At 54.5% G+C, this 20,014-nt stretch carries 10 protein-coding genes; 6 read left to right on the top strand and 4 right to left on the bottom strand.

Annotated features, from left to right (window positions below; genetic code table 11):
• Positions 1–177: 177 nt before the first annotated feature.
• The 4 genes from ABD971_RS10855 to ABD971_RS10870 all read right to left on the bottom strand — a co-directional run bounded on the left by ABD971_RS10855 (position 178) and on the right by ABD971_RS10870 (position 9,206).
• Positions 178–5,436, bottom strand: coding sequence for a DNA repair ATPase (locus ABD971_RS10855; RefSeq protein WP_345321931.1), 5,259 nt, complete (start codon positions 5,434–5,436; stop codon positions 178–180).
• Positions 5,437–5,630: 194 nt separating this feature from the next.
• Positions 5,631–6,089: a transposase gene (locus tag ABD971_RS10860; RefSeq protein WP_339939996.1), complete on the bottom strand. Its 459-nt coding sequence runs from the start codon at positions 6,087–6,089 to the stop codon at positions 5,631–5,633.
• Positions 6,090–6,381: 292 nt separating this feature from the next.
• Positions 6,382–8,466, bottom strand: a complete 2,085-nt coding sequence (locus ABD971_RS10865; RefSeq protein WP_345322143.1) for a flotillin family protein — start codon at positions 8,464–8,466, stop codon at positions 6,382–6,384.
• A gap of 50 nt (positions 8,467–8,516) precedes the next feature.
• Positions 8,517–9,206, bottom strand: coding sequence for a DUF1449 domain-containing protein (locus tag ABD971_RS10870; RefSeq protein ID WP_339939998.1), 690 nt, complete (start codon positions 9,204–9,206; stop codon positions 8,517–8,519).
• A gap of 412 nt (positions 9,207–9,618) precedes the next feature.
• Here ABD971_RS10870 and ABD971_RS10875 point away from each other — a divergent pair, with 412 nt between their 5' ends.
• The 6 genes from ABD971_RS10875 (at position 9,619) to ABD971_RS10900 (ending at position 19,927) form a co-directional block, all read left to right on the top strand.
• A complete protein-coding gene (locus ABD971_RS10875) occupies positions 9,619–12,792 on the top strand; it encodes a DUF6797 domain-containing protein (protein WP_345321935.1) in 3,174 nt (1,057 codons plus the stop codon).
• On the top strand, positions 12,782–13,690 hold the full coding sequence (locus ABD971_RS10880) for an alkaline phosphatase family protein (RefSeq protein WP_345321937.1): 909 nt from the start codon (positions 12,782–12,784) through the stop codon (positions 13,688–13,690). Before ABD971_RS10875 ends, ABD971_RS10880 begins: the two co-directional genes overlap by 11 nt.
• Positions 13,691–13,844: 154 nt before the next feature.
• Positions 13,845–16,184, top strand: a complete 2,340-nt coding sequence (locus ABD971_RS10885) for a redoxin domain-containing protein (protein WP_345321939.1) — start codon at positions 13,845–13,847, stop codon at positions 16,182–16,184.
• 192 nt (positions 16,185–16,376) lie between these two features.
• Positions 16,377–16,967, top strand: coding sequence for a paraquat-inducible protein A (locus tag ABD971_RS10890; RefSeq protein ID WP_345321941.1), 591 nt, complete (start codon positions 16,377–16,379; stop codon positions 16,965–16,967).
• Positions 16,964–18,463 (top strand): MlaD family protein, encoded by a 1,500-nt coding sequence (locus tag ABD971_RS10895; RefSeq protein WP_345321943.1) that lies wholly within the window; start codon positions 16,964–16,966, stop codon positions 18,461–18,463. The genes ABD971_RS10890 and ABD971_RS10895 overlap by 4 nt, the downstream gene beginning before the upstream one ends.
• Positions 18,464–18,757: 294 nt before the next feature.
• Positions 18,758–19,927: a TlpA family protein disulfide reductase gene (locus tag ABD971_RS10900; RefSeq protein WP_339940010.1), complete on the top strand. Its 1,170-nt coding sequence runs from the start codon at positions 18,758–18,760 to the stop codon at positions 19,925–19,927.
• The last annotated feature ends 87 nt before the right edge of the window (positions 19,928–20,014 follow it).

The following is a 20,014-nucleotide window of genomic DNA, read 5'->3' on the forward strand; positions in this document are numbered from 1 at the left end:
GACGGTTTTCGGCACAGTCGCGATGCTGAATGTAGTGCAAGTATACACAAAGTCAAAACAGCGAGCCCGGGCGACGTAGCTAATCTGCCCAGCGAAACTCGGCAAAACTTGCGAGCGAGGGCGTTATGCGGCCCGGAACTCTTGGCAAGTTTCGCTGCCGCCGCCGCTAGAGAGAGACTACTGCGGCGGAGTGATATTCTGGTTGCCTGGATCGATCGCCGACTCCATTTGCTGGTAGTTTTTCAGCATCGCTTCGAGCTGTGATCTCAGCTTCTCTAAGTCACGGCCATTTTCAAGCGACTCGCTCAAAATTGGACGCAGCCATTCTTGCATCAAATGAAATTGGCCTTTGACAAGATCCGCTAACACGCGTGGCACCTTGTGCTGGACCAAGACTTTTTGGTCCGGCGGCGATGCCGCCTGCTGTTCGCTGATTCGCTCCAGATTTTTGCTGGTTGCGTGCAGCGTTTCGGAAAGCTGTGATGCCGACGCGGTCACACTTTGACGCAGCAGGTCGATCCGTGCGTCCATTCGCTCCTCGGATCCATCACTGCCCACCGCGATCGCACGTGAGATGACTTGGCGGATCGATTCGAGCCCGTCTCGCATCGCCCCGAGTTGACGCATCAACTGGCCCGCTTGGTCTTCGCTATCCATGCCCTGCATGCGAACGCTTTCGACGAACGCGTATTTGATCGAATCCCAACGCTCTTTCTCTTCCGTCGTCAAAATCCCCATCAACTCTTTGAACTTCAGCACATTCGCTTCGTTGTCCGTCGTCAACGTTTGCGCGTCCTGTTCGTAATTGCTGATGATCAGCGTTTGCAATTCCTTCTCGTTCATCACCCCCGCGACTCGCTCGGCGATGCGGTTCATGTTTCGGTAGCTACCTTGCAACTTGAACGGTGGTTCGGTTCGATAGGAATCGGCTTGCGCGGCACTGCGAATGTAGGCACGATTGACCTTCAGCACGACATCGCGAACTCGCAGTAATTTACGCACGACCTCGTACATCTCGCGGACTTGATCCATCGACAAATTGCTTTCCAGCTCAATGCCTTCGATCGAATCACGCTCGGCCGCGCGGATGATCGCACGCGAATCTTCTACGGGAACCGTCGACAGCGGCGCAAGTGTGCGGTTGCTGGTCAAGCAGTTTTCCAAGTAGCTCATTTCGAACGCGTCGGCCGAATCGCCAATGATCTCGCCCAGGTTATAAACATCGGCGCGGTTGGAAAGCATGTCCGGAATCTGGAAGCGATCACCGCTCTCGGTATACGGGTTGCCCGCCATCACGACGGCGACACGTCGGCCGCGCAGATCGTACGTGCGAGTCTTGCCATTGCGAACGCCTTCGATCTTACGCGTCGCGTCACACAACGAAATAAATTTTTGTAGCAGTTCGGGGTGCGTGTGCTGGATATCATCCAGGTACAACATCACGTTGTCACCCATTTCGAGTGCCAAATTGAGCCGTTCGATCTCTTCACGCGCCGCCGCATTCGGAGCTTCCGCAGGATCAAGCGACGTCACACCGTGGCCAATCGCTGGACCATTGATCTTCATAAAGACAATGCCAAGCCGGTTGGCGATGTATTCCATCAACGTCGTCTTGCCGTACCCCGGTGGCGAGATCAGCAGCAGCAATCCCATCCGATCGGTTCGCTTGTCGGCACCCGCCGAGCCCATTTGTTTCGCTAGATTATCGCCAATCAGCGGCAAGTAGACTTCGTCCAACAATCGGTTACGGACAAAGCTGGTCAGCACTCGCGGCTTGAACTCTTCTAACCGCATATCGTCACGGGCCGCATCAACCAATCGCGTTTTCGTTTCGTGCAATCGCTCGAACCGAGGAACGACGTCACCGCGATAGCCGCGAACGCGGTCAAGCAGTTCGTGATAGTGCAGCGTCATGACGCCTTTTTCGATCCGCGGATGAGCCCCCGCCATCGAGTCGAGTCGTTTTGCGACCGCTGCGTCGGCAACCGACATCGACTCGGTTCCGCCACATTGGATTAGCCAGGCAAGTTCATCCAGATAAAACGAAGCCGGATCCAGATCGTCCGGATTTGCATGCGATTGCAAATAGGCCTCGGCCCAATTACGAGCCAAGATAAAGCTCGCGACGGGATCGGATTGATTGTTTTTGAGCGAACTTTCAAGCAACTTTTGACGATCCGATTCTGGCAACGTTTCCGCGAACGCGTGATGCAGATCGGCAGCCCGTTTGCTGGCGGTGTTTTGCCGTCCTTTGGCGACCAATTGATCAAACAAATAGTCCGCGATCCGCTGCTCATTCACAGCGGGCGGAAAAATCGGTGCCCAGTGCGATCGGTCGATAGACGCAAGTTCGGCAAGCCGTTGACGAAACTGAATCGCAGGTTTGGCGTGCGGATAGGCTTTGGCAAGTTTTGCAAATCCACCGATCCACTCGGTCATCGACTTGTTCTGTTTGGCGTCGAGAATCTTGGTGAACCACAACAACGACGCGGCTCGAACCGATGGCGAGTGACGCAGTAAACCAATCGTTTGATTCATTTCCAACAGCGTTGACAGAATCCGCACTGCGTCCCCATCGTGCACGCCTTTGGAATAGCCTTCGCTAAACCGACCCGCCAGCTGAGTTTGCATCCATTTCAAGTCGATCGATTTGGGATCCATCGGGTTCGCCGACGACGCAGTGAGCGTTTCAAACAAATCGACGGCCAGATACTCACTGCGGTAAACGTCCGCGTTTTCGCTGATCAGTTCTTGGTTCCAAAGATCTTTGGCCGCCGTGAGCGCCTCGTCGCGAAGCGGCTCAAAAAACTGAGTGCCCGTCAAATGCAAACAAATCTCGCCGCCGCGAAGCACGGTGGTCAGATCCAATGGCTGCGTATTGACGGCAAATCGGTGTTGGCCCAGCCAAATTACGTCGCCGCCGTCTTCGTAAAGATCCTGGCGGTCTTTGAGCTGACGTGATGCATCTTCGCGAATCGTTTTCAACCGGCTCTGCAGGTCTTCCACCCGGACAGCGTCGTCGAGGTCACCGAGTTGCTCGATGATGTCGCGTACCTTTTCGACCATCAAGTCGCCAGCGAAATAGGCTGCGATCTCGTCGCTTGATTCCATCGATCGGACACGAGAATCGATGCCTTTGAGGATCCGATCCGCGGCCGATGACAACGACTCGGCCCGTCGGTTGCGTTTTTCAGTCAGCTGGACTTTTCGCGATTCGAACGCTGCATAAACATCTTCGCGTCGCTGAGCCAATTGGACGATAAACTCGTCGAATTCAGCGAACCGTCCCTCTAGCTCCTCCAATTGGACCATCACCTTGGTCAAGTATTCATCACACTTGGCAACCGAGTCGCTGACGTCCAAATAGCCAGCGGTGGTTTGCTGAAGCAGTTTCAATTGGGATGCAAATTCGGCTTGCCCTTCGACGCTGACCAATTCGCTAACGCGTGCCTTTAGCGAACTGCGGACGCGGTTCAGCGAAGCAAAAACGTTACCGATAGCGTCGATGATTTCCGTTCGCTTAGTCGAGTCGTCAATTCGCAGATTACTAACGGTCTCGGTTAGCAGTTCCAACTGACTGGCTGATTCATCAATCGTCTCGCCTAGCTTCTTTGCCTCGGCCACCGTTTGCACTTGGCCCACAGCCTCGCCCGCATCGGTCACTTGGTCCTGGTACGGATCAAGAGCGCCGGGAGTCAGCAGGAAATCGACACAGCGGCGACTGAGCCGTTCGGCACGTTCGGCGGTGGTCTTTTCGAGTGTTTCGACCAAATCAAGATCAACGTAACGCAGTTCTTTCAGGGCGAGGGCATGCCCACGTTGTTGTCGCAATTTGGCCAGGAAATCAACGAAGTTTTCGATCGATTCGAACCGTCCACGCTCGATCTCTTTGACGAGGGCTTCGACATTCTGCTGCACTTGATTGGTTTGCGCCAGCGTGTCGCGACGAACGCGAACCACCTTCTCAAACTCTTCGACTGCGGCCGAGGCGGCTTCGCGGATTTTTTGCAGTGGCTCGGAAAGCTTTTCGGTCTCGGGTTTGTCGATCCAGAAATAGCTGTCTAAAACGTCCGATGCTTTTTTAACCAGGTCGACGTAGAGCCCGTCGTAGCTGTCGTCCTTATCGATCAATTGCAGCAGTTCGCTGCATTCGGCCATCCCGCGGACAATTTCTTTGTTGCCGATTTTGAACAGCAGCGAATCGGTTTGATTTTCCGGAACGTGGTCGGCACTGGTGAACGGAGTCTGCCAGACCTGGATCGCATGGTGTTTTTGGGGTTGCTCGTGGGTCTTGAAGCAAACCATCTCGCCAGCATCGAACAGAGTTTGTCCGTTGCAAACCAATGGGGTGTCAACCGATTGCCGAATCAGGTTATAGCGAAGCTGGACGTAGGTGCCCGATTCATTGTTGTAGAACAAGTACAGAAAGTCTTCGCCGTTAGCCGCTGCGACCGTGCGTTGATAACGCATGTCGCCCAGCCCATGGTCAAACCGTTTGCATTGACCCGTTTGCAAGTAGTAGCCGCCTGGAAAAATCAATCCTTGGTCGCCAGGCAACATTACACAAGCATGTTCGATTTCATCGAGCCGAATCGCTTGCTGGATTTTACCATTAAAGACGATATAGCGAGTCTTGTCTTCCTGGTACGGACGCACTTTCATCAGCACAAGATTGCCAACGATGGCGTAATGAATCTCGGCGTCATCAAGTTTCTGGTCGTGATGGTCAACCGGTTCGGCATAAATGCCTTCGCCCGAATCGGTGTTGTTTTCGATCTTGACGGTCAAATCGCCGCCGACGGTTTCGATAAAAACGCGGTCTTCAATCGAGATGTGAGGGTGAGCACCATAGTGATGCTGGTCGCGAGTGGTGCGTTTCCAAGTGAATTCATGTTGCTGCGGATCACGAACCTCATGCTCGCTGCGGTTATCGAGATATTCGATCGAATTCGGAGTCACTCGCCATTTAAAACTCTTGATATCGCGATGGCTCTTGCCGACTCGAAACACCATATGCAGCATCGGCCCGACACGAAAAAAACGGGCGAATGCGGTCCCTTTGTAGAACCGGTACAGTTCGTGAAAGTCGTTGGTGAAACGCTTGTCACCGATCAGCTCGAGTGATTCTTGGTGGAATTGATTGTCGGCGAAACGATAAACCGAGAAGACATCGGCGAGTTCGATTTCGGTTTTCAATCCGAATTGAACGTTATAGCCAAACAGAAACTTGTCGCCGACCGAGATCAGGTCACGAGGCACACAGTTGTGATCGGTCGTTACACGTTCGGTGGTAATCAAACGCGTTTCGATATTGCCAAAGACCGCCGCCCGTTCTTCGTTCAGCTTGGCAAGACGCGCACGCAAGTCCGACGACGCATCGCGAAGCCGATTGCGAAGCACCTCATACGTTCCGGCAGCAAGTTGGGTGTCGGTCATAGCTGAAGATCAAGAAGTCATGGATGAGTTCGGGGTATTGTGTTCGGTCTGTGGTTCCAGTTCGTCCGGCCGGATGTGGGTTTAGGCCCAAGGGGCCGGCTTGTTGTAGGCCCAAAGGGCCGGTGCTATGTCAGCCCAGGGCAACGCCCTGGGTTTGGTCATGATCCATCCGTACTAGTCCCAAGGGGACGGTCCTAATCCCAGACATAACGCTCGTCGATCGTAATGCCATGTCGGCGACAAAGTTCTCGAAACTCCTCTTTAAAAGTCATGTTCCGATGATGCATTTCCTGATTGGCGATGTAAGCCTTTACCTCTGCAATGTTCGACTCGCTAACCGAAAACGCTCCGTATCCTCCCTGCCACGAAAATTGCGACAACGCTGTCGCTTGGCGTTTCACCCATTTGCTCGTCTCTGTTTTCGCCTGTTGAACGACATCTTTCATGGCAAAGTTTCGACTTAACAGAAACAATGCGTGGATATGATCCTCGACACCCCCAATAATGATGGCTGGCGAGTCAACGTTGTCACGAAGAATCGTCGCCATGTAGGCGTATAGCTCGTCGCAAAGGCTACGTGGTTTTAGGACGGGGTGTCGGTGCTTGGTAGAGAACACGAGATGGATCGCAACTTTGGATAACGATTGAGGCATTGTTTCATCTCCAATGGGTTAGCGCCGCCCCGTTGGGGCTATCGTGCATTTTATTCCCGGCGAACCCAGGGCGTTGCCCTGGGCTGACATGGGTCCGTCCCGTTGGGACTACGAATCGTCCCGTTGGGACTTTCAATTTTCCTGAACACTTCAAAACCTGGGGCTTACGCCGCCAGGCTACTTTGTTTCGCCGCGATGCGGCTGGACCATCCAGGGCGTTGCCCTGGGCTGACATGGGCCCGTCCCGTTGGGACTACGAATCGTCCCGTTGGGACTTTCAAAGCCGTTGGGACTACGCCTTGCCTTTCCTTGTTTTGCTGTCCGCAGGGATCGCGGGGGTTAAGACTCGACTTGCTTTTTGATCGGCGATGTTGGCGGTGCCGACGACGCCTAACAAACTGGTCAATTGCGAACGAACATCATCGGTCTTCGCCAACCCCATCATCTTCGCGATCAGTGCCGCGATCGACAAATCTTTCACTGAGTCGGCGTCCAGATTGAACTGCTTCATCAGTTCGTCTAGCTGATCCCGAAAATAGTCGGCGTTGCCATCGAAGAACGTGTCCTTGATGTCGGTCGCCACGCGGCTGTTGTAGACAAATCGGTCGATCGCTTTGCCGCCCTTGACCGCATTGGTAATCTGCTCGAAGAACTCGCCATCGCCACCGACAATGTCGATTCGTGCGGCTCGCAGGGCTTCGCCCATGACGCCTGCTTGGCTTTCGGCAATCCCGCGCTGCGCATCGATCGCTGCGATCTCGACATCCTTTTCTTTCTCGAGCTTTAACTTGAACTCTTCGTGTTCCTTCCCGACGCTGTCGAGCTGTTTCATTGCTTCGGCTTTCTCGGTGATCCCGGTTGCCTCGCTGTGGTACTTCTCGCGTGACACGTTGGCTTCGGCCAGACCTTGTTTTTCGATCGCTTGGGCCTTGGCTTCGATTCCCTTGGCTTCGGCGATGGCTTTCTTTTCGAGCACGATCGCTTCGGCACTGCCTTCTTTTTCCAAGCTGGTTGCTTTCGCTTCTTGCACGGTCGCTTCGGCCAATCCCGATGCAGCCGCGGTCGCCGCGTCCGCTTCGGCCAGCATTTTCTTTGCCGCCGTGTCTTTCTCGGCAGCATCGCGACGTGCTTCGGCTTCGATGCGGATCTTTTCTGCGAGCAGCATGCTCGAATCCTTTTCCGCTTGCGCCTGTTTCGTGACGCGAATCAATTCTTCTTCGCCTCTCATCTCGGCCGCAGTCACTTGGACTTTCTTCAGTCGGTCGGCAGCCGCGATCTCTTCGGTGTCTTTGATTCGTTCTTTCTCTTCGACCACGGCTCGCTCGACCGCAACACGTTCGCGGATCACCTCTTGGATGTTGCGTTTCTCGATCTCGATCGCCTTCTCTTTCTCAACCTCGGCGACCCCGACCACTCGCAATCGCTCGGTCATTTCCAAGTCGCGGTCACGATTGACACGCTCCAGCTCGACCGCGTCGGTCTTTTCCTTGTTCCGCTGTGCGACCAAAATTTGACGCGACTTGTTTTCTTCGGCAACGCCCAGTTCCTCTTCGGTCGCAATCCGAGCTCGCTCGGCTTCGAGCCGTTGCTCTTCACGCACCTTGGCGGCCGAGGCTTGTTCTCGCGAAGTGATTTCAGCAATCTCGCGTTTCTGTTTTTCGACAGCTTCGACACGTTGACGTTCGAGTTCCAAGATGGTTTCTTCCGCTTCGACGTCCTGCTTCTTAAGCGTTTTTTCTTTGTCGCGAGTAAACTGGTTCTCTTTGACCTTTTCCGACGAGGTTAATTCGGTGATCTTTTTGATTCCCTCGGCGTCCAGGATATTGTTGGGACTGAGCATTTCCAGCGGCGTTTGTTCGAGATAATCGATCGCCGCGTCGTCCAGACGGTAACCGTTCAAATCGGTACCGATCACCTTCAAAATTTCTTCTTTGAACTTGTCACGTTGATCGTACAGGTCGACAAAGTCGAACTGCTTACCGACCGTTTTCAGAGCTTCACTGAATTTTGCGTCAAACAATTCGCGAAGCGTTTCCAGTTCGCTACACCGCTTTGCACCAATCGACTGAGCCACCTCACGCATTTCTTCGTCGGTTTTATCGACTCGAATAAAGAATGCCACTTTGATGTCGGCTCGAATGTTGTCTTTACAGATCAAACCTTCGCTGCCTTGACGGTGGATTTCGAAGCTTTTGAGTGTCAAGTCCATGAACTCGTAGCGATGAAACATCGGCACAATGAATTTGCCGCCTGCGGTGGTCACGTCGAGTCCACCGAGTCCGGATTTAACGATTGCGCGGTCGGGACCAACGACGATGTAGTACTGTTTGAACGTCACCAGCAATGCGATGAACGCGATCAACACGAAGTACAACATTAACATTGGACCCGAGGTCCAATTGATTTCCGAGATCAATAACAACGAGGTCACGATGCGGTCTCCGATGGCAGATTAGTGACGATGTAGATGCGTTTCTGTTTTTCAAATCCGACGATGCGAACCTCGGTCCCTTTGGGGATATGAGCTCCGTCGGTACGGACATTCAGTAGTAGTGGGGCTGCGTTGGTGCGAAATTTGGCTTGTCCAAACTCCGGTGTCGCTTCGCTGGTAGTGATTTCACAGGTGCCGCCGACCATGCGACTTTCGTCGTACGAGGGCGGATCGACAAAGTAACCTAGCATCGGCTGCGTGATCGCCTTGGTAATTCCGGTGGCAATCACAAAATTGCGGATCGACAACAGGATGCTGGGCAGCCAATCCGGGGAATAACGCGCCGAATCAAAGCTGTGCCAAAGCCAGTACGAGATTCCCCAGAACGCGACCGAAAAGATCCCGCCCCATAGCACGATGGGAATCCGTCCAAAATTGGTCCAGCGAACTGCCGCCCCGCCCAGTCCCTGTAACAAGTCGGCATCGACCGAGATCATCTCGCCGTCCGGCAGATCGACGCCGACATCGGGAACATCCAAATCGACGTCAGGAACGTCAAAACCGAAATCAACCAACCCAATAATCGCCAGGATCGTATAGACAACCAACAAACAAATCAGGATGGATGCCGGCCACAAGGGGCCGACAAACATGCGGTTGGCGAGATCGATAATCGAGTCCGACACGGGGTCGAGCCTCCGAAATGGGGTGGATAAGGACGGTACAGCTTAGTTGCAGGGCTGGAACCTCGCAGAACCAGGGCGCAAGGCAAGCAATAAACCGCAGAATTTTAGCTCAGAAATAAGCCGCACGCGTGTGGGATCAGCTTCCAGCCTGTCTCAGGCCCTCAACAGCCTGGCGACTTCTTGCAGGTCGACGGTAGTGGACGAGGCAACGAGTCCATTCAGGAATGGGGGCGTGCTGGGACTCTCGTTGCCTCGTCCACTACACAAAAATTGGCTCGTGGGACCGATGACAGGCTGGAAACCAATCCCACACTGAAAATTGATTATGATGGACGCTCCTGCCGACCTTCGGTCTAACCCGAACGCCATCCCTCCGACCACCGATGCCAAAATCTGGGCATCCGTAAACATCATGATGATATCCCGCCTTGCCGCTTTCCTGATCGTCGCCTCTTTTGCCAGTTCCACGCTGTCGCTGCAGGCAGAAATGCTGCGGCGAGCGGCACCCTTGGGCGATCAACTCAAAGCGGCCGATCCGCACTATCTGGCCGAGCAAGTCCGATTGCGAGGTGATGCCCATCGAGGTGCGCTGGTGTTCTTTAAGTCGGCCGCTGGATGTGTGAACTGTCACAGCAGCGGTGACCAAGCTTCGCCGCTTGGACCGAATCTTGCCGAACTCGGATCCGATTTGACCGACGAATACCTAATCGAGTCGCTGTTGTTTCCGTCGCGTCATATCCGCAAAGGTTTTGAAACCGTTTCGCTGCTGACGGTGGACGGACAAGTGTATGTCGGCTTGATCGCTGGCGAGGATGACAAACAGATTCGCATGCGATTGTCGAGCGATCTGACTCACGACTTTGTGGTGACTCAGGAAGAAGTCGAAGAACGCAATGTAAATTCCAAGTCGTTGATGCCCGATGGTTTGATCGGATCGCTAAAAGATCAACGCGAGTTCCTTGATCTTGCTTGCTATGTGATCGAAGTGGCTCGCGGGGGCAAAACGCGAGCATCACAGCTGCAACCCTCGCCTGAACAACTGCGGGTTGTCGATGACTCGATCGACTTGGACCACGCGGGGATTATCAAAGGATTGGGCCGACGCGACTTCACCGCCGGCGAGGCGATCTATCACGGCTACTGTTTCGATTGCCATGGCAGCGACGGTAATACCCCGTCACTTTCGACAGCGCGAGCGTTTGGAACTCAGAAGCTAAAGTTTGGTGCCGACCCGTACCAGATGTTTATGACGTTGACCAAGGGCAATGGATTGATGGCGTCGATGTCTCACTTGACGCCAAAAGAACGTTACCAAGTCGTGCACTACATCCGCGAAGCGTTCATGAAAGGGAACAATCCCGATTACGTCAAAGTCACGCCCGAACTGCTGAAATCGCTGCCCACCGGCACCAAGGACGGCACCGAGATCGAGAACGTTCAACGTGACTTTGGCCCCGCGTTGGCATCTCAACTTCGCCGCGATTTCCCCAGCGTGCTGAACATCCGACTTGGTGACGCGACGATCGCCTACAACTTGCACGCGATGGACCAAGCGGATGTGTGGAGCGGTGGATTTCTTGACTTGAGCGAAACACAACATGTCCGTCCTCGCGGCGAAGGCACTGCAAACCCTGACGGGGAATCGATCCAGGGGCTCGCCGGATGGCACTGGGGACACGGTGGCACCCTCGATTATTCACGCAAAGGCCTGCTGCCACGCGGGCCCATGCCCGCAGAGTGGATGGACTACCACGGCCACTACCTCCACAACGATCGGGTGACACTCAGCTATGCAATCGATGGTCGCGAAATACTCGAGTCGCCGCAGGAACTGGGCAACCGTGCCGGAAGCGAGGTGATTGTTCACGAGTTGAAAATTGGCCCCGGTGGTGAACTGATCCTCGCCATTGCCGAGAACGCGGATAACGCAACCGCCATCGTCCGAGGCGATCACCGCGATTTGACGCCCCACTCTGATGACAAGAATCGCTTGGTACTACGAATTCCTGCGGACACGCGGTCGCGGACGATACAAGTCTATCGCACCGAAGGGCAAGATCGCTCTTCGCTACAGAAGCTTGCGGATTCATTCACGCCGACGATGGATTTAGCGTCACTGACCCAAGGAGGCTCGATGTTGTGGGCGGATGAACTGGAAACGGTTGGCTACCTGGGGCTCGAAAAGGGGGGCTATGCACTGGATACACTCGCGATCCCCGAATCCACGCCTTGGAACACTTGGTTCCGCACCTCGGCGCTCGATTTCTTTCCCGATGGGCGGATGGCATTGGCAACCCATGGCGGCGATATTTGGATCGTGTCGGGCATCGACGATGACTTGCTAAATCTTCGCTGGAAACGATTCGCCGCGGGGCTTTACGAACCGTTTGGAGTCAAGATTGTCGATGGAAAAATCTATGTCACCTGCAAGGATCGATTGACTCGGCTGCACGATCAAGACGGCAATGGTGAGGCGGATTTCTACGAGAGTTTTTGTGCCGACATCGATGTGTCGACCAACTTTCATGCATTCAATTTTGATTTGCAAACCGACGACGAAGGCAACTTCTACTACGCAAAAAGTGGACATGGCGCCGATTTCTCGCTGCCGGGCGCCGTGTTCAAAATCTCGCCTGATGGCAAACATCGTGAAGTCTTGTCGACCGGCTTTCGCACGCCCAATGGGCTGGGCAGTATGCCAGGCGGTCGGATCACCGCGAGCGATAACCAGGGCCAATGGACGCCCGCCTCGAAAATCAACTTGCTAAAACCAGGCGGCTTCTATGGCTGGGTACCGACCTATTCGATCCCTGGCAAATGGGAGCCCGATGGTGGCAAAATTGACATCACCAAACTGGTGCCTCCGACGTCGTTTGACCGGCCCTTGGTTTATATGACGCAAGAGTTCGACAATTCATCAGGAGGGCAAATTTGGGTAGAGGATTCACGGTTTGGTCCGCTCGCAGGCCATCTGCTGCACACCAGTTTCGGTCGCGGATGGATGTCGTATTTGATGATCCAAGATGTGGGCGACCTCAGCCAAGCGGCGATCGTGAATCTGCCGTTTGATTTTTCGACCGGGATCATGCGAGGGCGTGTGAATCCCGCCGACGGCCAAGTCTATGCGACCGGCCTGCAAGGCTGGAACGGTGGCGGCCGGATTGGCTTGGAAGAAAAGGGACTGCAACGCCTTCGCTACACTGGACGTCCCTATCCCATGGTCACGGACGCATCGGTACAAGCCGACGGCTTGACCCTGACCTTCAATTTCCAGCTGGACCCAGACGTGGCGACGGATGTGCGTTCGTACAATGCGACTCAGTGGAATTATCACTGGAGTCGTAATTATGGATCGGATCAATTTTCTGTGAAAACCGACAAAGCTGGTGTCGACGAAGTTGCAATCGAGTCCGCCACGGTCGACAACAGTGGTTCGGTGGTCAAGCTGCAGATCGATGGCATGCAGCCCGCCGATCAATTGCATCTGATTTTGCATGTGCGCGATCGCAATGGAGATGCTTTTGAGGAAGAAATCTACTGGACTATCAACCGTGTCCCCGAAGTGGAAAACAATCGTGCGAATTAAATGGTTTGCCTTCCTGGCATTTGTCTTGATCTCACCGAAGTTGGCAGTCGCTGCCGATACACCGAAGGTATTGTTTCTTGGGATTGATGGATGTCGTTTTGATGCACTGCGAAAAGCGAACACCCCTAACCTGGATCGGCTGATCGATCGAGGGATTTACGCTGACAATACGCGTATCTTTCATGCTCGCTATACCACCGCCGACACGATTAGTGGCCCCGGTTGGAGCAGTATTTTGACGGGGGTTTGGGCCGACAAGCATGGCGTGTTAGACAATCAGTTCAAGGTTTCTCACTACGACAAATTTCCCCACCTCTTTGTCCGTGCCAAAGAACAATTACCTGAAACGAAAACAGCTTCACTTGTTTGCTGGGCCCCGATTGATCAATACATCGTCGCGAGTGCAGACAAGCGATACTCGTTCACCGAAAAGGATTACGGCGAGCGTGACGACGCGGCGACCGACGAAGCAGTCAAGCAGCTCTCTGATGCATCCATCGACGTGGTGTTCTTGTATTTGGGAGCCACTGACGAAGCGGGCCACGCCTCGGGATTCCATCCGGCAAACCCGAAGTACGTCGAAACGATCCAAGCGGCTGACGCAAGAATCGGCCGCGTCTTAGCTGCGATCGAATCCCGTGCTTCCTACCAAGACGAAGATTGGTTGGTCGTCGTGACGTCCGACCATGGGGGTAAGGGGACTAGCCATTCCAACGGCCACGAGGTTCCCGAAATTTTCAACAGCTTCCTGATCGTCAGCGGCGATTCCGCCGAGCGTGGCAAATTCGAGACCGACACCTACATCGTCGATGCATCGGCGACGGTACTAAAACACTTGGGGATCGATGCGCCGGAGGACTGGCAACTCGACGGCCAACCAGTGGGATTGAAGAAATAGCCCGAATTAACGGTGTTTTGCCGCATGCGGCTGATACGGCTGCGGCGTGCGCATTTGGAAAATAGCTGCTCCCAGGTGTCCGTTGCCTCGGAATCATTGATTACAATGCGGGCACTCGCGGTTTCCTTCCCTTCCAAAAAAATCCTGCCTCACCATGAATCTGCGCTCTTTTGTTGCAATTCCCCTGCTTTGTTTTCTGTGCGGCCCGACTCCACTGCGGGCGATGGAGCCGTCCGCCAGCGGCGAGCATGATGATTCGTCTACCGAGGCGGGGCACAGCTTTCACGGCGAAGCCTTTAATGAGGGACCACGTCAAAAAGCGGTTCTGATTCCAGGGCTCGCCAAAATCAACTTCCCCACGTCGACCAAGTCCGAGCGGGCTCAGCAGTTTTTTGAGCAAGGCGTTGCGCAGCTGCACGGGTTCTGGTACCTCGAAGCCGAGCGCTCGTTTCGGCAAGCAGCCAAAGAAGATCCCCAAATGGCTATCGCCTATTGGGGCATGGCCATGGCCAACGTCAACAATCGCAAACGGGCTCGAGGGCTGATCGACGAAGCGTTAGAAAAGAAGGACAAGGGGGCTGACAAACGCGAGAAGCTTTATATCGATGCACTCAATCGCTATCTGCCAAAATTTGGCGATGATGCGCCCAAAGATGACAGCGACGCCAAGAAGAAACGAGCGGAAAACTTTATCGCCGATCTCGAAAAGATCCTGCACGAATATCCTGATGACATCGAAGCCAAAGCATTTTTAGTGCTGCAAATCTGGCTGGGGGACCGCGAAGGGGTCAAGTTGACCAGCCGTTACGCGGTCAACGCATTGCTAAGTGAGATTTTTGCAGTCGATCCGATGCATCCTGTCCATCATTACCGCATCCATTTATGGGATTCGGCGCAACCTAAACTGGCACTCCAGTCGGCGGCAAATTGTGGTCCCTCGATGCCCGGCGTGGCTCACATGTGGCACATGCCCGGACACATCTATTCTAAACTTCATCGCTATGCTGACGCCGCTTGGCAACAGGAAGCGTCGGCACGAGTTGACCACGCACACATGACACGTGCACGGTTGATGCCCGACCAAATCCATAACTTTGCCCACAACAACGAATGGTTGACGCGTAACTTGATCCATATTGGCCGTGTTCGCGACGCCATCGATCAAGCCCAAAACCTTGTCTCGTTGCCGCAACATCCCAAATACAACACGCTGGATAAACGAGGTAGCTACAAGTACGGACGTGAACGGTTGCTGCAGATTCTTTCGCAGTACGCGTTATGGGACGAATTGATCAAAGAGTCGGGCGGTTACTATTTGCCGCCCACCTCGGACGCGGGACAACAAGAAGAATGGTTGGGGTGGTTAGCCGTCGCCCATTTCCGTACCGGCAACGGGGCTCGCGGTGCCAAAACACTTCGCTCGCTGAGTCGTCGTCGTCTTGCCTTGGAAACAAAACTGCTCGATTTGGCTGATGAATCGGCTGCCGCAAAGGAAGCCGCGAAAGAAGCAGCGGACGACCAAGCGGATGACGAGACCGAAGAGGATGTCGAAGCAGAAAAAGCTGACAAGGAAGAGACGCCGGACGAGATCAAGTCGCACCTTAAAACGCTGCGGACGATCATTGCTCGCGTGTCTGCCGCGGCCGCATCGCATCGCCGCGACGAGGCGAAATTCAAAGTGCATGCCAAGCAAGCCAAGCTCGAACCGCTGATCGAAGCTCGCTGGTTGGCCGACGCGCGTGATTTGAAGGGAGCGCTTGAGATTGCCAAACGCGAGCGTAAGAAGCGTGAAGGCGAGGTGCGACCGCTGGCGATTCTAGTCGACCTGCTATGGCGAAATGAACAAAAAGAGGAAGCCATCAAGCAATTCGAAACGCTGCGGACGCTGGCCGCCGATGCCGACATCGACACACCGCTATTGGCACGACTAAGCCATATTGCCAAGGCGGCGGGCGTCCAGGGGGATTGGAGAATCCCGCGTGAACCGGCGGCGGATCTGGGAGAGCGACCGCCACTGGACAAACTTGGCCCGTTCCGCTGGCAAACTTACGAGGCGCCAACGTGGGAAGGCAAACTACCCGATGGAACGCTGACGAGTGCCGAAGAGTTTGGCGGTCGACCTCGGATCGTCGTTTTCTATCTCGGATTCGGTTGCCTGCACTGCATGGAACAACTGCACGCGTTGTCACCACGGATTGACGATTTTCGTAAGGCGGGAATCGATATCGTGGCAATCAGCACCGAAGATCATGAGACGCTAAAAACAGGAATCGACAACTTTGATAAGCCTGTCGAGATCCCGTTGATCGCCGACGCCAAACAAGTGATTTTCAAGTCATACCGTTGCTGGGACGACTTTGAAAACCAGCCGCTGCACGGTACCTTCCTGATCGATTCACGAGATCGGGTGCGATGGCAAGACATCGGCTATGAACCGTTCATGGACGTTGATTTCTTGCTCGAAGAATCTCAGCGGCTATTGAAGCTGCCATAGTCGCCTTTGAGGCCACGCTGTGAAGTATTTTCCCCTCTAGGGGTTGTGCATTTTTTGCGTAGCGGAAGTCGTCAAGACTTTCGATCCACGGCAAGTGCCTGCCGAAACTCTTGACGAGTTCCGCTGCGAAATGCTTCACAGTGTTGAGGGCGAGACTTTCAATTTTCACCCCTTAGTACGCCAAAGCGACGGATGCAGTATCGAGCTTGTCATTGCTGTGGATTGATTCATCGATTGCCTCCGCTGCAGGCGGGTGACCGCGCCCAGTGCACGCGATGCAAATCGATCCTGGCGGACACCACGCCATCGCACCAAAGTGCTAGCCGAACGGCGGCCGCCTCGGTTGCCGCGTTTATCCTGTTTTGGCCTGCCGTGCTGCTGCCGATCCTCGAGATCGAGCGTTTGGGGCAACGCAATGAACAGAGCATCCTGAGCGGCATTCTTGATCTGTTTCATCACGGCAACTATTTCGTCGGTGGCGTGGTGCTGTTGTTTTCGATCCTCTTTCCGCTGACCAAAATCGTGCTGCTGGTTGAACTCAGCTGGCTCGAAGTGTTACAGCGACAACACAAGGCGTTTACGCTGCGATTGATGGAACATGTGGGTAAGTGGAGCATGATGGACGTGATGCTGCTGGCATTTCTGGTGATGATGGTCAAGCTTGGCAACCTCGTGCATTTTCAATTTGGCCCCGCGGTGGTTGCGTTCACATTGTGTGTCGCGATGAGCATGATCGCGTCGTTGTCGTTTGATCCCCATTCGATTTGGGAAGAAGCAGAATGAGTGATCACGATCAAAGCGACTCGGACTTTCCCATTGCGGAAATTGCCCAACCCCGTCCGACGTGGTTCCGCCGTCACTCGCCAATGTGGTTGTTGACGCTGGTCTGCTTGGGAATCGCAATTGGATTGACTTGGTATTCGTCCGACGCACCCGGAACGCAAATCGTTTTGCATTTTGATGATGGTCATGGTTTGAAACCCGGCGACCCGATTCGTCATCGCGGGATTCAAATTGGGATGGTTGAAAGCGTTTCCCTTCGCCAAGATCTCAACGGGATTGATGTCACAGCGACCTTGGATGAAGCGTCCTCGGCGATCGCGTGTGAAGGATCTCGATTTTGGATTGTTCGCCCTGAAGTCGCCATCACGGGCGTCAGCGGACTGGAGACTGCGGTGGGGTCAAAGTACATCGCGGTGATCCCGGGCAATCCCGCACAGAAACAATTTGAGTTTACCGGGCTCAATTCAAAACCGCCCGACGATTTAGGCCGCGGCGGAATTGAGCTCGTTTTGCGAGGCGACGATCGCTGGGGCGTCTACCCGGGATCGCCGCTGACATGGCGAGGGATCGAGGTTGGGCAAGTGCTCTCGAGTAGTCTGGCGCCCGATGCGATGCATGTCGATATCCGCGTGCGAGTGGACCAGCGGCACACCCGATTGCTATCTCGCAATTCAAAATTCTGGGTGACCAGCGGCGTGCAAATGGGGCTAGACGTGACCGGGTTCGAATTCTCGGCCGAGTCGTTGACGACGATTGCGCGAGGCGGCATCGCCTTGATGACTCCCGGCACCGCCGTTACTAAGACCGCTGCTACCGGCGACGATGTCCAGCCTGGCGACGTCTTTACGCTGCACCGCCGGCGTGACGACGCGTGGCTCGAATCCGCGATGCCGCTGAATCTGTTGTCTCATTCACCGCCGCCGATGGCAGCGGTGGTTGCGACGTGGAAGCAGACCTATTTTGGGATTACGCGGACGCGATCGGATCACGCTGCGTGTTTGGCCGTACCGCTTTCCGATCATGGCCAAGGCATCCTCGTTCCCTCGGATCTAATCGCGAACAAAGCGAACGCTGTCGAAGGCTCGTATCAATTGACGTACCGCGGGAATAATGCCGAGTCCGTTCTCGATGCTCCTGTCTCTCCCGAGTCGCCCGATGGCATCTCGGTGTTCCAGCTTGCAGAGAACGCGGTGTCATCGAAACAGGTCGTTGCGGCCGATCGAATGCGGATTCCGCAGGGGCCCGAAGACTGTTTTGCCGTCAGCCGGCGTTCTGGCGATGGTGAATCCGATGTTGTGATCGAAATGATCGGAGCCGAGCAATTAACGGTTAGCGGGGCCCGTTGGAATTGTAGCGAGGCGAGGTTCAGCCGTGAGGTTTGGCATGGCGCTGCGGTGATTTCCAGTCGCGACGAAAAAGTGATCGGAGTGCTGTTGATCAACGAGAAAGGGGTGCAAATTGCGCCGCTTGCCAACCTGCCGAGCGGTACAGGATAGCCCTCTCGCTAGCTTTGGAATTGTTGCAAAACTGGTTTGAACCACCTTCTGGTGCATCATTTCGGTGTGACTTAGGTGTATAAATAACCTCTGTAATTCGCCTGTCAGGGCTCGCCAGCCGAGCGATCATGGCGACTTCGATCCCGAAACCTCTCATCGCAGAAGAGTTTTACCATGACACTGTGGTCACGAAACAATGCACGTCAAGGATTGGCTCCGACAACTTGTCAACGAATGATTTGTAGATGGTCAAGATACGGAGTCGTGCTCGTCGCCTCCGCACTCGCTATCCCCATGACAGCGTCAACCAGCTTTGCCGATGACAAAGCGGACGCGGCAAGCGAGACCGATAAAACAGCGAAGGCAGCTGAGAAAGAAGAAAAGGAAGAAGTCAAACCGATCGAAGTTCCCGACGGGACGCCAGAAGAATTGTTTGTCTTTATCGACAAGGTCAAAGGCGAGCGTGGTCGCACACTGGAAACCGTAATGCGATCAATGCAAGGCGTCTTTGATACGACCGAAAAAATTCGCGGCATCGAAGACCTCTCGCTCGAAGATGAACTCAAAGCAATCAACGAAGCGTTAGTGGCACAGGCGATGTTGGCACGTTTCTCGCCGGAGGCTCGAGATCGATTCGCCACCTACATCGAGGAGCTGGCGAAAGATCCTCGCGACGAAATTCAGCGACTCGCCGCTGCGGAACAACTCAAGCAAGAAATCCAATCCGTTCGTACCGCGTCCGACGAGAAGAAACGCGAACTGGTTGACAAGGTGCTGGCGATCATTGACGAAAACGGGATTGATCAAACGAATTACCGAATGGCATCGCAACTCGCATACGCGATTGGCTACGGTGACAACACGGAACTGGCGGCCTCGTTCTACGATGCCCTTGCGTCGCGATTAGAAGAAGCCGAGGACGCCAAGCTGCGTGACGCAGCACCGCGAGCCGCGGGTGCTGCACGTCGTTTGCGTTTGCCCGGCAACTTCTTTGAGCTCAGTGGAACAACCGCCGATGGAGAAACGTTCGATTGGAGTGCCTATCGTGGCAAAGTGGTGCTCGTCGATTATTGGGCCAGCTGGTGTGGGCCTTGTCGCGGTGAAGTTCCCAATATGAAAAAGAACCTCGAGAAATATGGCGATGCTGGGTTTGCCATCGTGGGGATCAACATGGACAGCACCTCCGAAGCGTACGAGTCGTACGTTGAAAAAGAAGAGATCCCTTGGGTGAACGTGGTCAACTTTGAACCCGAGAGCAAGGGATGGCAGCATCCGATGGCGGTTCACTATGGCGTCTCGGGAATTCCCACCGCGATTCTGGTCAACGGCGAAGGGAAAGTCATCTCGCTGAGTGCTCGCGGCAAAACGCTCGACAAACTGCTAGCCGAGACACTGGGCGAACCTGAAGATGACGCCGAAGCGGCGGACAAAGAAGGTGATACGAAGGACGACGCGGCAGAATAACGCGTCAATCGATCACAACATGGTTGCCCCCAAGCCGTGTCGCGGGGGGTGGCGGAATTCGCTACAACATGATTCCTTCGTTGGACA

The organism is Novipirellula rosea, assembly GCF_039541335.1.
GTDB lineage: Bacteria > Planctomycetota > Planctomycetia > Pirellulales > Pirellulaceae > Novipirellula > Novipirellula rosea.